This is a genomic window from Limnohabitans planktonicus II-D5, from assembly GCF_001270065.2.
Lineage (GTDB): Bacteria > Pseudomonadota > Gammaproteobacteria > Burkholderiales > Burkholderiaceae_C > Limnohabitans_A > Limnohabitans_A planktonicus.
The window spans coordinates 176,789-189,194 of sequence record NZ_LFYT02000005.1; the positions used below are offsets into that span (position 1 = coordinate 176,789).

A 12,406-nucleotide genomic window follows, 5' to 3' on the forward strand; every position below is an offset into this window, starting at 1 on the left:
GCTGGGTCTCGGGGCCATCATGGCCTGAAATTGAACTGGAGGCCCTATGCGCTTGCTGATCGCGATGATGATGCACGAGACCAACACCTTCTCGCCGGTGCCCACCGACTTGCAGCGCTTTGCGCTCGGTCCGGGCGAAGCGCCGCCGCGTGGCGAGGCGGCCATTGCTGCGTTTCGTGGCACAGGCACGGCCACCGGGGCTTTCATTGACCTGGCCGAGCAAATAGGGGCCGAGTTCGAGCTGGCCCTGGGTGCGCACGCTGCGCCCAGCGGGCTGGTGCTGGATGCGGCCTACGAGGCCATGAGCGAGGCCATTTTGCAGGCCGTGACCCGCGGCGGTTTTGACGGCATATTGCTCGACCTGCACGGCGCCATGGTGAGCCAAAGCCACGAAGACGGTGAAGGCGAGTTGCTGCGCCGTATCCGCGCCATCGACCCCAAAACGCCCATCGGCGTGGCCTATGACATGCACGCCAACGTGTACGCCGACATGGTCGAGCTGGCGCAAACCGTGGCGGGCTACCAAACCTACCCGCATGTGGACATGTACGACACCGGGGTGCGGGCGGGATCGGCCTTGCTCCAGATGATTCAGGGCCAGGCCCAACCCACCACGGCTTGGGGGCGCTTGCCCATGATTCCGCACATCATGCGGCAAAGCTCGTTGGACGAGCCCAACCGGTCCATTCAGGCCCGAGCCAGGCAAATGGAAAAAGAAGGCGCTTTGTGTGCCAGCGTCTTCACCGGTTTTCCGCATGCCGACATCGAAAACGCGGGTCTGTCGGTGGTGGTGGTGACCGACAAGGACCCGGCGCTGGCTCAGCGCCTGCGCGACGAGCTGATGCAAATGGCCTGGGACAGCCGCGCCCAATGGGTGTACGAGCTGGAGCCACTGGCCGCATCGGTGGCCCGGGCCAAGACCCTCACCGATTTCCCGGTCATGTTGCTCGACCATTACGACAACGCCGCTTCGGGCGGCACCATGGACACCACCGCCGTGCTGGCTGAGGTGCTGCGCCAGGGCTTGCGCAACGTGGCGGTGTTTGCGATTTTTGACCCACAGGCGGTGCAGGACGCCATCGCCGCAGGCATCGGGGCCCAGGTGCGATTGCAAGTGGGCGGCAAGATGGCCATGCCGCTCATGCCGCACCGCAGCGAACCTGTTGAATTGAACGGCGTGGTCAAACTGATCTCGAACGGCAAGTACCGCAACAAAGGCCCCATGAGCCAAGGTGCCCGGCAGAACATGGGCCAGGCGGTGGTGATCGACACGGGCGATGTGGAGGTGGCGCTGATCTCGCGCCATGTGGAGCCCTTTGACGTGAACGCCCTGCTGTGCCTGGGCATGGACCCGACGCAAAAGGATTTTGTGGTGCTCAAAAGCCGCGTGCACTGGCGTGCTGGCCTGGGCCACCTGGCCCGCGCCACCGTAGAGTGCGCAGGCGCGGGGGCCTGCACATCGGACTACAGCGAGTTGCAGTTCAAAAACCTGCGCCGCCCCATTTACCCGCTCGACGAGGGCGTGAACTGGTCAGCGGCCAATTTGTAAGCGCCACGCTGATACCCCCTGTCCGTTGGAGGGTCTGCGGGGCCATAGCGCCCAGGGTGCACGATTATGGATTCGGCCCTGTGAAGTTTTCAATGCTCAAATATGTTGCAGGTCGGCGGTCGAAGACTCCGACAGGGTCCTGTGCCAAAACCAAAAACGTCGGACTCTGCGAGTACCGACCTACCAGATGGCAGGTCTCACACATGTATGTTGTAGGTCGGCGGTCGAAGACTCCGACACGGGCCTGTGCAGAAACAAAAAATGTCGGACTCTGCGAGTGCCGACCTACCAGATGGCACTTCTGACACATGGATGTTGTAGGTCGGGGATCGAAGACTCCGACAAGGGCCTGTGCAGAAACAAAAAACGTCGGACTCTGCGAGTACCGACCTACCAGATGGCATGACCCTCACCTTGATGTTGTAGGTCGGCGGTCGAAGACCCCGACACGGGCCTGTGCAGAAACAAAAAATGTCGGACTCTGCGAGTACCGACCTACCAGATGGCATGTCTCACACATGGATGTTGTAGGTCGGCGGTCGAAGACTCCGACACGGGCCTGTGCAGAAAAAATAAATGTCGGACTCTGCGAGTGCCGACCTACCAGATGGCACTTCTGACACATGGATGTTGTAGGTCGGGGATCGAAGACTCCGACAAGGGCCTGTGCAGAAACAAAAAACGTCGGACTCTGCGAGTGCCGACCTACCAGATGGCAGGTCTCACACATGGATGTTGTAGGTCGGCGGTCGAAGACTCCGACACGGGCCTGTGCAGAAACAAAAAATGTCGGACTCTGCGAGATGACATGTTTCACGCCTTTCAAACTTCAGCGTGCCGGATCAATCGGTTCAATGCATGCGCGTCAATGCGCTCGGCCGAGCAGTGACATGCAGCAAGGAAGGGGCGATGAAGACACGCTGCGGATGACCAAGGAAGCGTGTTACTCGACGATGTGCAATAGGATGAGTGAGGCCGAGTGCAAGCTGCGCTGAAATCCACCCCGGTCGGTTTTGGTAAATTGCTGGCGAACTTCCATACCCTATCCCATGCACAAGCCCATGCCCAAGCTCATCCGACTCTTCGCCGCCCTGCTGCTTTTGGCCTTGGGCCTGGGCAGCGCCTGGGCCCAACGCATGTACGACAGCAGCGGCAGACAGTTGGGCCGAATCGATGCGCAGCGGTATTTCAACGCTTCGGGCCAGCAGATCGGGCGTGTGGACGGTGAGCGCATCTACGACGCTTCAGGGCGGCAGCTGGGGCGCATCGACGGCGAGCGGGTTTACGACGCATCGGGCAGGCAGATGGGCCGCATCGATGGCGAGCGGTTGTACAGCGCTTCGGGCTCGCTGATGGGGCGGCTCGATGGTGAGCGCATTTATGACGCGTCGGGTCGGCAGGTGGGGCGGGCCGATGGTTTGCGGCGCATGCAGATGATCGTGTACTTTTATTTTTTCATGTGAGCACAGGGCTTGCTCAGGCCACCCGCCAATGATCTCGCCGTGCCAGACCCGGCAACAGCCGCAGCCACAAACAGGCCACCAGCAAAGCGGGTACACATTGAAAAAGGCCAAGCAGCCCCACATCACAGGCGCTGGGGCGGAGGTTGTACAAGTGTCAGGACAGGGCCACCCTCAGCATTTGCTTGGCCCTCAAACCGCTGAGCCGGGCCTGCAAAAAGCGCACAGAGGCCCGCTGGCTCAGCAGCTCAGCCAAGGGGGCTGAGCGGGCAGTGGACGAGGTCACTCTTCGGTGTCTGGCGGCAAGCCGTCACCGGCCAATGCGGGTGCCACTGCAGGCCCGGTGACGACGATGCGCAAGGTTTCGCGCAGCATTTTTTTCTCGGGCAGGCTCAGTGCACGGGCCAGGCGTTGGCGCATGCGCAAAAGCAACTGGCGGTCCACTTCTTGCGGGATGCCTCGACTGATTTGCAAGGCATCGCGCAAGTCTTCCCGCAGGTCTTCGGGTTCCTCGTCCCACCAGGCGCTGACGACTTCTTGCATGGATTTGCGCAGTTCTTCCACGTCTTCAACGGCCAGGCCCATGCCGGTGGGCGTTTTGCCCTGGAGCATTTCGGCCAATGCTTGCGAGTTGACCACCACGCGGCGGTCAGCCTGTGACAGCAACCTGGCCCAACCCGGATCGGTACGCACCATCTGGGGCATGTTGCGGGCCGATTCGTCGGCCAGCAGGTGCACGCTCAGACCACTGAGTTGGGCTTCGTCAATGGTGGCCAGGAAACGCTCGTCATCACTGGCCACCAGCACATGGTCGCAGGCGTGGTGTTCGGCCAGTTGCTTGAGGTCGTGACCCAAAGAGCGCAGCAATGAGGCACCACCGTCCGCGTCGTGGGCCTGCACCAGACGCACGATCTGGTCGTCGATGACCAAGCCATCCGAGCGGTCGCTGTACCAGTAAATGCGGCGCAAATCGACATCGAGTGCGGCTTGGGACAGGGCCTGGGCCAGCAAACCCAGCAATCCCTGGCGGTTGACGGACTCGCCTGTTGCGCCCATCGCGCCTTGCTGGGCCATCCAGATCAGGAATCGCCCATCAATGAGGGCCATGCAGGTGCCGCTGCGTTGTTCGCCAAAACGGCGGTCAGAACGTGAACCTTGGGAAAAATAATCGCGCTTCATGAATAAACCTAAATCAATAAATGGGAACCTACCGCTGCCAGGAAACGCAGCGGGGCTATTTTAAAGCTTCAAGCACATGTTCAGGGCGCTTCACGGCCTGTAGCCATCAATTCCAGGTATGGGTCAGGGCCACATAACCGGACAGCTGGCTGCTTCTTTCGACCAGAGGGCTTTGGCGCACGGCGTCATCCCAGCGGCGATAACGCATTTGCAGCTGCAAGGCCCAGGGGCCTTTGAGGGGCACGGCCGCATTGAGCGAGACCACCGGCACTGTGGATGCGCCCGCCTGGTAGGCAGACAAACCGCTGGCTGCTGCCTGCGCGGCCGAAACCCCATACAGGTGCTGCACATAAGCGGCCGAGCGGTGCTCAAGCCCCAGCTGCGGGTACAAGGTGGCCGTGCCCAGCGGCACGCGGCCGGCCCAGGTCAACTCCAGCAACTGCCCGCCCGACTGCGGGTCGTGCAGCGCATAGGCAAAGAGACCGCCCACCGAGGTGCGCTGAAAAGTACCCAAGCCCAATGGCACTGGCGCAGACCTGTCACCGACTGACGGAAAAGCCGTGTCACGGGCCTTGAAGCCTTCGGTGCTGATGCGAGCAGCCAGCTCCAGATGGCCCTGCCCCAAAGTCAGGGTTTTGATGCCCAGGGTGTCGACCCGGGCATAAAACCGCCCCCAGTCGCCATACACATAGGGCAAAGCGGTGACCGTGCCCGTGCGACCGCGCACCAGGGGCTGCGCGCCCACCAACATGCCACCGGCTTCACCGATAAATCGGTCAGGGAAGGCCTCTTGGGCCATGGCCCCATGCACCAGGCCGCTCAGCAAAGTCCCGCACACCCACGAATGCAAATTGAGTTTCATGTCATTTCTCCTGAAGATATTGTGCAGCAAGCCCCCGTCTTGGCGGCCCTGAGGGCAGGATGAGGCCCCGGGTCGGTTATAAATGCCCATTGTGTCTACTACCCTGTCTTTTGATCCCCGCCAAGTCCCGGTGGCACGCATCGACCACGATCTGCCCGCCGTGCCCTTGGCCCAGCTGCAACCCGACGCCCTCAAGGCCCGGTTTGCACAGCCGCCCCTGTGGCAACCCGAGATTCAACGCGAACCGCAGTTCACGCAGCGGCCACCGGCCCATGCTGCGGTGCTGATTCCCATCGTCATGCGCGGACCGCAAGCTTCTGAACCCACGGTGTTGCTGACCCAGCGCACGGCTCACTTGTCCACACATTCGGGGCAGATTGCGTTTCCGGGCGGCAAAGTCGATCCCGAAGACACCGACCGCCAGCGCACCGCTTTGCGCGAGGCACAAGAAGAAGTGGGGCTGGACCCGCGCCATGTGCAAGTCCTGGGCGAGTTGCCGGTCTATGTCACCGGCACTTCGTTTCTGATCACCCCGGTGATTGGACTGGTCTCGCCCGATCTGGTGATCACGCCCAATGCCGACGAAGTCGCCGATGTGTTCGAGGTCCCACTGGCGTTTTTGATGAACCCTGCTCACCACCGGCTGCATGCATTCGACTGGCAAGGCGCGCAGCGGCAATGGTTTTCCATGCCGTACCAAGAATCGCGTGTGGAACTTGATGGCCAAGTGGCGCTGGTCGAGCGCTTCATCTGGGGCGCAACGGCCGCGATGCTGCGCAATTTTTACCGGTTTTTAGCAGTCAATGCTGAAGGTTGAGGACGACATGAGTTTTTTTGCAATTCTTCTGGCTTTGGTTCTTGAACAAGCTCGCCCGCTGCACCCGGGCAATGTGGTCTACACCACCGTCGAACGCTGGGTCGCCTGGGTGGCGCGCACCTTTGATGCTGGGGTGCGCCATCAGGCCTGGATCACTTGGGGCATCACCGTGCTGGGCCCGGCACTGGTGGTCATGCTTGTGCATTGGCTGCTGGAGTTTGGTCTGGGCTGGATTTTTGCGGTGGTCTGGAATGTGGCCCTGCTTTACATCACGCTGGGGTTTCGCCAATTCAGCCACCATTTCACGGCCATCCGGGAAGCACTGGCAGACGGCGATGAAACCAAAGCCCGCGAGCTGCTGGCCGCGTGGCAACAAGTGCAGGTGGGTCAATTGCCCCGCAGCGAAATCGTGCGCCATGTCATTGAGTACTCCATGATCGCGGCCCATCGCCATGTCTTTGGCGTGCTCTTCTGGTATGCAGCACTGTCCATGGTGGGCCTCGGGCCTGTCGGCGCCGTGGTCTATCGCCTGACCGAATTTGCGCAGCGCCGCTGGCATGTCCCCGAGACTGATGGCACGCAGCTCAGTGAAATCCTGCAATCGGTGTCTTCTCGGGCCTGGCGGGCCATGGATTGGCTGCCCTCTCGCATGACGGCGCTGGGTTTTGCCATTGTGGGCAGTTTTGAAGACGCCATGGACGGCTGGCGCAACCATGCGCAAAACTTCCCGGAAGACAACGACGGCGTGATCCTTGCGGCCACGGCGGGTGCCATCAACATCCGTTTGGGTGGCGCGGCACTGCAAGCGAGCAACACCGAAGCCGAAGATGCCGAAAATGCAGGCGGCAGCAGCACCCCGGGGCGCGCGCCCGAAGTGGCGCATTTTGCGCAAGTGGTCGGCCTGGTCTGGCGCTCGGTCATCATGTGGCTGGTCCTGGTCGCCCTGCTGACCATGGCCAAATTGATGGGCTGAACCACCATGTCGGGGCTGAAGCCGCCGACCTACAAACAGCGTGCCCCGCAAGTCGGCAGCTTCAGCTACGACAATGTTGGCTCCGGCACTGGCCCATGTCGGGGCTGAAGCCGCCGACCTAAAAATACCGCGGCCCGTAGGTCGGCAGCTTCAGCTCCGACATTTGCCCGCTCCGGCAAAAGCCTCATGTCTAGGCGGAAGCCCCCGACCACCCAAACACACCGCCCCCGTAGGTCAGTAGCTTCAGCTCCGACACTTGTCCGCATCGGCGCAAGCCGCATGTCGGGGCTAAAGCCGCCGACCTACAAGATCCAGTCTGACGCCATTGCATGACACCGCAACCATTCGCGCAAACAAAGCCATGAAAATCACCGCCGCCCGCGTCATCGTCTGCAGCCCCGGCCGCAACTTCGTCACCCTCAAAATCGAAACCGACCAAGGCGTGTATGGCGTGGGCGACGCCACGCTCAACGGCCGCGAACTGGCCGTGGTCAGCTACCTCGAAGACCATGTCATCCCATGCCTGATCGGGCGCGACCCGCAGCAGATCGAAGACATCTGGCAATACCTCTACAAAGGCGCTTACTGGCGGCGCGGCCCGGTGACCATGAGCGCCATTGCCGCCGTGGACACCGCGCTGTGGGACATCAAGGCCAAGATGGCCAACATGCCGCTGTACCAACTGCTGGGCGGTCGCAGCCGCACCGGGGTCATGGTCTACGGCCACGCCAACGGCCGCGACACCGCCGAGACTGTGGACGAAGTTTTGCGCCACAAGGAAGAAGGCTACTTGGCCATCCGCGCCCAAAGCGGCGTGCCGGGCCTGAACAAGGTCTATGGTGTGAGTGGCACAAACCGCCTGTACGAACCCGCTGACGGCAACTTGCCGAGCGAACACGACTGGAGCACCGAAAAGTATTTGCGCCACACCCCCGGCCTGTTTGAAGCCGTGCGCGAAGCCGTGGGCCCCGACATCCATTTGCTGCACGACGTGCACCACCGCTTGACGCCCATCGAAGCCGGGCAACTGGGCAAGGCGCTGGAGCCCATGCGCCTGTTCTGGATGGAAGACCCAACGCCCGCTGAAAACCAGGACGCCTTCCAGTGGATCCGCCACCACACCACCACGCCGATAGCGGTGGGCGAGATTTTCAACAGCATCTGGGACTGCAAGGCGCTGATCGAAAAACAGCTGATCGACTACATCCGCACCACCGTGGTCCACGCAGGCGGCATCACACACCTGCGGCGAATTGCCGACCTGGCGAGCATCTACCAAGTGCGCACCGGTTGCCACGGCGCGACCGACCTGTCACCCGTGTGCATGGGCGCGGCGCTGCACTTCGACACTTGGGTGCCCAACTTCGGCGTGCAAGAGTTCATGCCGCACAGCGAAGAAATGCTGTCGGTCTTCCCGCACGATTACCGCTTTGAGCGCGGCATGATGCACTGCGGCGAATCACCCGGCCACGGGGTGGACATTGATGAAAAGCTGGCTGCGAAGTACCCGTATCAGAGGGCTTATTTGCCCGTGAACCGGTTGCAGCATGATGGGACTTTGTGGAATTGGTGATGCGCGCTGAACGTGTATGGGCTGCTTTGCAGCGTGAGGAGTCCATGGAATACAGGGTTGGTATGCCCATGATGGGCTGATAGCTATGCGGTTCGCCTTTGTTCGAGAGCAAGGCGAACAGCAAGTGTCGCCAGTACAAAGCCCATGAAATAGCGTTGAACTGCGAGCCAGGTCGGATTGCGGGCAAACCAAGATGCGATACCAGCAGCTGTTAGCGCAATGACTAAGTTCACAGTAAAGCTGATGGCAATTTGCGTCAGTCCAAGTTCAATGCTTTGAAGTAAAACCGAGCCATGCTCTGATGAAATGAATTGGGGCAGGATCGCGAGATAGAAAACCGCAACTTTAGGGTTCAGCACATTAGTGAGAAATCCCATGGTAAATAGCTTTGATTTCGAATCAATTGGGAGATTTTTAGTCTCAAAAGGAGATCGAGCCCCAGGTCGAACCGCCTGCCATGCAAGCCAAAGAAGGTACAGCGCGCCTGCCCATTTGAGTGTTTCGTATGCCAACGGTATGGCCAGGAATAACGCAGTCAATCCGATCGCAGCTGCAAACATATGCACTAGAAAACCAGTAACAACGCCAAGTAGAGAAATGACGCCCGCAATTCGTCCTTGGCTGATGGACCGTGAAATCAAATAAATCATATTTGGACCCGGCGTCAGTACCATTAGCAAAGCGGCGCTTGCAAATAAAAAAAGTTCATTTACTGGAATCACAAGGGCTCCTTGGGCGTGTGTGATTGAAGGACCTAATGACTATAGTTTACCGATGAATAGGTGGCAGCAAAGCTCGGTTAAGCAGCATACTTGACTTCATACAGAACCGAGTAAAAGACCGCTTCCAGCCTGCGGCAGTCATTGCATCACAAAGGCAGAAAGCCCAGTAACTTCCACCTATCTCGCATAGCCGTACCCCGACTCCCAAGCCTACGCCATCTGCGCCCGCAGCGCTTTGGGCACACGCGGGTCGCTTTTTTTGTTTTTTTCCATGCTGCGGTGCGCGGCTTGGTGGATGCGCTACAGGGTGCAAGCGGGTTGGCTGACGCCATACTTCCTCTAATCCTTTTCACGGGACGACCATGTCGCGATAAAAGTATTGCGACACTTTGTCGGTCTCCATGTCACCATTCCACCTTTCGCGACAAGAGCGCATTTGCCCAATGCCCTTTTGATGCAGGCTCACCAAGCTGAGGAGGATGTCATCACCCCATATCCCGACGAACAAAGCCTGCCATCTGCGCCAAATCGGCGAACTTTGCAGCGTTGGCTCCATGCGCTCATGGCCCAGCATCGGATTCGCCGCGAAGGCCATGCCCGTGCCGTGAAGTATTGGTGCATCAAGCCAGTTGACTCGGCCGCGCAGGCCATGCGTCAACCTGTTGGGTACAAGCGTGATTTTCTGGACAGTTATTGGCCCAACGAAACTGCCTACCTGAGCCAGGACATTCGTGATGAACTGCTCTTGCAAGGGCAGGTCTTGGGTGGACATGAGCCCTTGCACACGCCTTCAGCGGATCAACACCATCCTCGCGTGTTTCGCGGCACCCACGTCAAAAGTCATGGTCTGCAAACATCCTGCCGAAGCGGCTGTGCGCTCAATCAAGCAATCTGTAAAATCTGCCTTGCCTTCATCAAAAACTCGCAGTGCACGCAGCACCTGATCGGCACGATCCACGACGATCTGCTTGGTTCGAAGCAGGACTTCCAACGCCTGTTTGACCTGCTGTGCACTCAGGTCATAACAAGAGGTCAGTACACAATACAACTCCACCACAGAAACCACGGTGATGAAGCCCGGATGGTCTGAATCCAATGACTCGATCAGTGCCGTGGCCTTGGGTGATTGCTTGGCATCGTCTTGCATGATGTAGCGCACGAGGACATTGGTGTCCAGTCCAATCATCGTGCAGCCGCCCCACGCTGAGCAACGGCTTTGTTCATGTCATCGATGGAAACTTTTTTTGCCGGTTTTCCGAACATCCCTTTGAGTTGAGTGACGCTCTGTGTGGCAGCCACAAATTCGTACCGACCCGGTGCGATTTGGATGAATTCAACGCGGTCACCCGTGTCAACTTTCAAGTCGCGACGAACATCGGCGGGAATGGTGATTTGTCCTTTGCTGGTGAGCATAGCCATGGTCACATTACATATCTCCTGATTTTCCTTACATTGATGTAAGGCAGTTCCAAAGTCAACACAATTGACAGACCCATTTCACGCATTTTTCCGCATTGTCTGCGTCACCCATCGCGACGTTCAGTCAACGAATTTTTTCAGGCAGCATCGTCGTCCTCGTCCATGAGTCTAGCGGCGACTTCGCTGGCTGTTGGCAAGCCTGCGCGTTCCATGCGCATCACCAGCCCCATGGCCCCCATGACGGCCAGGAGCGACAAAACCGTGGACTCTTCTCCCGCCTCCAGCCGATAAATGACTTCGCGGACCTTGCCCGCCTTTTCGGCCAGAGCAGACTTGCTCAAGCGCAGCGCTTCTCGGTGGGTTTTCAGTTGGCGGCCCAGTTCATCAGGAAGGCGGATATTGTCAGTCATGGCTTGCATTTTTCAGCGACCATTCCAAGTTGCAAGCCATGACTTGCAATTTATGCATACACATTGACAACTTCATCTGCTGGCAATCCAGTACCTATTGCCACTATTCATGGCGTCTGCAAGCTCTAAACGCTCTTGCAGGGTGTGTCTGGCATCAACCCTCAACGTCGGACTCTTCGAGTGCCGACCTACAAGACTGCCCAGCGTAGGTCGGTGGTCGAAGACCCCGACACAGGCGGGCTCACGGGTGACGCTTTTGCAAGCTGTGTCTGGCATCCTGCGCAAACGTCGGACTCTTCGAGTGCCGACCTACAGGACTGCCCCTCGTAGGTCGGTGGTCGAAGACCCCGACACAGGCGGGCTCACGGGTGACGCTTTTGCAAGCCGTGTCTGGCATCCTGCGCAAACGTCGGACTCTTCGAGTGCCGACCTACAAGACTGCCCAGCGTAGGTCGGTGGTCGAAGACCCCGACGCAGGCTGGCTCACGGGTAACGCTTTAGCAGGCTGTGTCTGACGTCCTCCGCAAACGTCGGACTCTTCGAGTGCCGACCTACAAGACTGCCCAGCGTAGGTCGGTGGTCGAAGACCCCGACGCAGGCTGGCTCACGGGTGACGCTTTTGCAGGCTGTGTCTGACGTCCTCCGCAAACGTCGGACTCTTCGAGTGCCGACCTACAAGACTGCCCAGCATAGGTCGGTGGTCGAAGACCCCGACGCAGGCTGGCTCACGGGTGACGCTTTAGCAGGCTGTGTCTGACGTCCTCCGCAAACGTCGGACTCTTCGAGTGCCGACCTACAGAAGAAGCGTCTACAAGATGCGGGCCAACGCAGCCTGCAAATGCTCAGACGGCATGCGTTTGAAGCCCGAGCGCACAAAGCGCTGCAAACGCCCTTGCATGAAGGCCACCAGCACCGACGCGGCCACCTGGGCATCGGCGGTGGGGGTGTTGGAGTCTGACACTTTGAGCGACTGGCGCAGTTGCGCTTCGATCTTGTCGAACAGCAAGTTGATGCGCTCTTGCAGGCGTTCGTGTTCCAGCACCAGCGCGTCGCCGGTCATGACGCGGCACATGCCGGGGTTTTTTTCGGCGAACTGCAGCAGCAGTGCCACGATGCGTGCAGCCTGGTTGGGGCCTGGGGCTTCGCGGTCGGTGACTTGACGGATCAGGCCCACCACGGACTGGTCGACAAAATCAATCAGGCCTTCAAACATCTGGGCCTTGCTGGCAAAGTGCCGGTACAGGGCCGCTTCGCTCACCCCGATCTTGCCCGCCAAGGACGCGGTGGTCACGCGCTCTGCGCCGGGCTGCTCCAGCATGGACGCCAGGGTTTGCAGGATCTGCAGGCGGCGCTCACCGGGTCGTGGGCGTTTGCGGGCAGGCGCTTCGGCGGTGGCTTCGCTGGTTTCGTCTAAATCGGACATATTGCTCCCCTGTTCTTAT

The 12,406-nt window shown here is 59.6% G+C and carries 13 protein-coding genes; 5 read left to right on the forward strand and 8 right to left on the reverse strand.

The genetic code is table 11. The features are described from left to right. The first annotated feature begins 46 nt into the window (after positions 1-46). Positions 47-1,549 carry a M81 family metallopeptidase gene (locus H663_RS26545; RefSeq protein ID WP_053170143.1) on the forward strand — a complete coding sequence of 501 codons (1,503 nt, stop codon included), beginning with the start codon at positions 47-49 and terminating at the stop codon, positions 1,547-1,549. A 1,049-nt stretch (positions 1,550-2,598) separates the two neighbouring features. Continuing rightward, positions 2,599-3,012, forward strand: a complete 414-nt coding sequence (locus tag H663_RS26550; RefSeq protein ID WP_053170145.1) for a 5-fold beta-flower protein — start codon at positions 2,599-2,601, stop codon at positions 3,010-3,012. Positions 3,013-3,291: 279 nt separating this feature from the next. On the opposite strand, the gene H663_RS26560 is transcribed toward H663_RS26550, so the two are convergent. Continuing rightward, positions 3,292-4,188, reverse strand: a complete 897-nt coding sequence (locus tag H663_RS26560; RefSeq protein WP_053170149.1) for a hypothetical protein — start codon at positions 4,186-4,188, stop codon at positions 3,292-3,294. Between the two features lie 106 nt (positions 4,189-4,294). Next, positions 4,295-5,050: a MipA/OmpV family protein gene (locus H663_RS26565; protein WP_053170151.1), complete on the reverse strand. Its 756-nt coding sequence runs from the start codon at positions 5,048-5,050 to the stop codon at positions 4,295-4,297. An 82-nt stretch (positions 5,051-5,132) separates the two neighbouring features. On the opposite strand from H663_RS26565, the gene H663_RS26570 reads away from it, so the two are divergent. From H663_RS26570 to manD, 3 genes are all read left to right on the forward strand, one after another. Further along, positions 5,133-5,867 (forward strand): CoA pyrophosphatase, encoded by a 735-nt coding sequence (locus H663_RS26570; protein WP_053170153.1) that lies wholly within the window; start codon positions 5,133-5,135, stop codon positions 5,865-5,867. Positions 5,868-5,874: 7 nt separating this feature from the next. Next, the gene (locus H663_RS26575; RefSeq protein ID WP_053171499.1) at positions 5,875-6,840 is read left to right on the forward strand and encodes a CobD/CbiB family protein; all 966 of its coding nucleotides are present in this window, start codon (positions 5,875-5,877) and stop codon (positions 6,838-6,840) included. Between the two features lie 361 nt (positions 6,841-7,201). Next, the gene (gene manD, locus H663_RS26580; protein ID WP_053168703.1) at positions 7,202-8,413 is read left to right on the forward strand and encodes a D-mannonate dehydratase ManD; all 1,212 of its coding nucleotides are present in this window, start codon (positions 7,202-7,204) and stop codon (positions 8,411-8,413) included. Positions 8,414-8,496: 83 nt separating this feature from the next. On the opposite strand, the gene H663_RS26585 is transcribed toward manD, so the two are convergent. The 6 genes from H663_RS26585 to slmA all read right to left on the reverse strand — a co-directional run bounded on the left by H663_RS26585 (position 8,497) and on the right by slmA (position 12,387). After that, the gene (locus tag H663_RS26585) at positions 8,497-9,135 is read right to left on the reverse strand and encodes a LysE family translocator (protein ID WP_053168705.1); all 639 of its coding nucleotides are present in this window, start codon (positions 9,133-9,135) and stop codon (positions 8,497-8,499) included. Between the two features lie 349 nt (positions 9,136-9,484). After that, positions 9,485-9,907, reverse strand: a complete 423-nt coding sequence (locus H663_RS26590; RefSeq protein ID WP_053168707.1) for a hypothetical protein — start codon at positions 9,905-9,907, stop codon at positions 9,485-9,487. 18 nt (positions 9,908-9,925) lie between these two features. Next, a complete protein-coding gene (locus H663_RS26595) occupies positions 9,926-10,321 on the reverse strand; it encodes a PIN domain-containing protein (protein WP_053168710.1) in 396 nt (131 codons plus the stop codon). After that, a complete protein-coding gene (locus H663_RS26600; protein ID WP_053168711.1) occupies positions 10,318-10,560 on the reverse strand; it encodes an AbrB/MazE/SpoVT family DNA-binding domain-containing protein in 243 nt (80 codons plus the stop codon). The genes H663_RS26595 and H663_RS26600 overlap by 4 nt, the downstream gene beginning before the upstream one ends. A gap of 131 nt (positions 10,561-10,691) precedes the next feature. Next, positions 10,692-10,964, reverse strand: coding sequence for a helix-turn-helix domain-containing protein (locus H663_RS26605; RefSeq protein ID WP_053169361.1), 273 nt, complete (start codon positions 10,962-10,964; stop codon positions 10,692-10,694). An 808-nt stretch (positions 10,965-11,772) separates the two neighbouring features. Then, positions 11,773-12,387: a nucleoid occlusion factor SlmA gene (gene slmA, locus H663_RS26610; protein WP_053168713.1), complete on the reverse strand. Its 615-nt coding sequence runs from the start codon at positions 12,385-12,387 to the stop codon at positions 11,773-11,775. Positions 12,388-12,406: the final 19 nt, after the last annotated feature.

What these genes read in the sequence shown, in the direction of transcription:
- H663_RS26550 (WP_053170145.1), top strand. Translation starts at nt 2,599, where the DNA reads ATGCACAAGCCCATGCCCAAGCTCATCCGACTCTTCGCCGCCCTGCTG.
- H663_RS26575 (WP_053171499.1), top strand. Translation starts at nt 5,875, where the DNA reads ATGAGTTTTTTTGCAATTCTTCTGGCTTTGGTTCTTGAACAAGCTCGC.
- H663_RS26605 (WP_053169361.1), bottom strand. Translation starts at nt 10,964, where the DNA reads ATGACTGACAATATCCGCCTTCCTGATGAACTGGGCCGCCAACTGAAA.
- H663_RS26545 (WP_053170143.1), top strand. Translation starts at nt 47, where the DNA reads ATGCGCTTGCTGATCGCGATGATGATGCACGAGACCAACACCTTCTCG.
- H663_RS26560 (WP_053170149.1), bottom strand. Translation starts at nt 4,188, where the DNA reads ATGAAGCGCGATTATTTTTCCCAAGGTTCACGTTCTGACCGCCGTTTT.
- H663_RS26565 (WP_053170151.1), bottom strand. Translation starts at nt 5,050, where the DNA reads ATGAAACTCAATTTGCATTCGTGGGTGTGCGGGACTTTGCTGAGCGGC.
- manD (WP_053168703.1), top strand. Translation starts at nt 7,202, where the DNA reads ATGAAAATCACCGCCGCCCGCGTCATCGTCTGCAGCCCCGGCCGCAAC.
- H663_RS26590 (WP_053168707.1), bottom strand. Translation starts at nt 9,907, where the DNA reads ATGTCCACCCAAGACCTGCCCTTGCAAGAGCAGTTCATCACGAATGTC.
- H663_RS26570 (WP_053170153.1), top strand. Translation starts at nt 5,133, where the DNA reads ATGCCCATTGTGTCTACTACCCTGTCTTTTGATCCCCGCCAAGTCCCG.
- slmA (WP_053168713.1), bottom strand. Translation starts at nt 12,387, where the DNA reads ATGTCCGATTTAGACGAAACCAGCGAAGCCACCGCCGAAGCGCCTGCC.
- H663_RS26595 (WP_053168710.1), bottom strand. Translation starts at nt 10,321, where the DNA reads ATGATTGGACTGGACACCAATGTCCTCGTGCGCTACATCATGCAAGAC.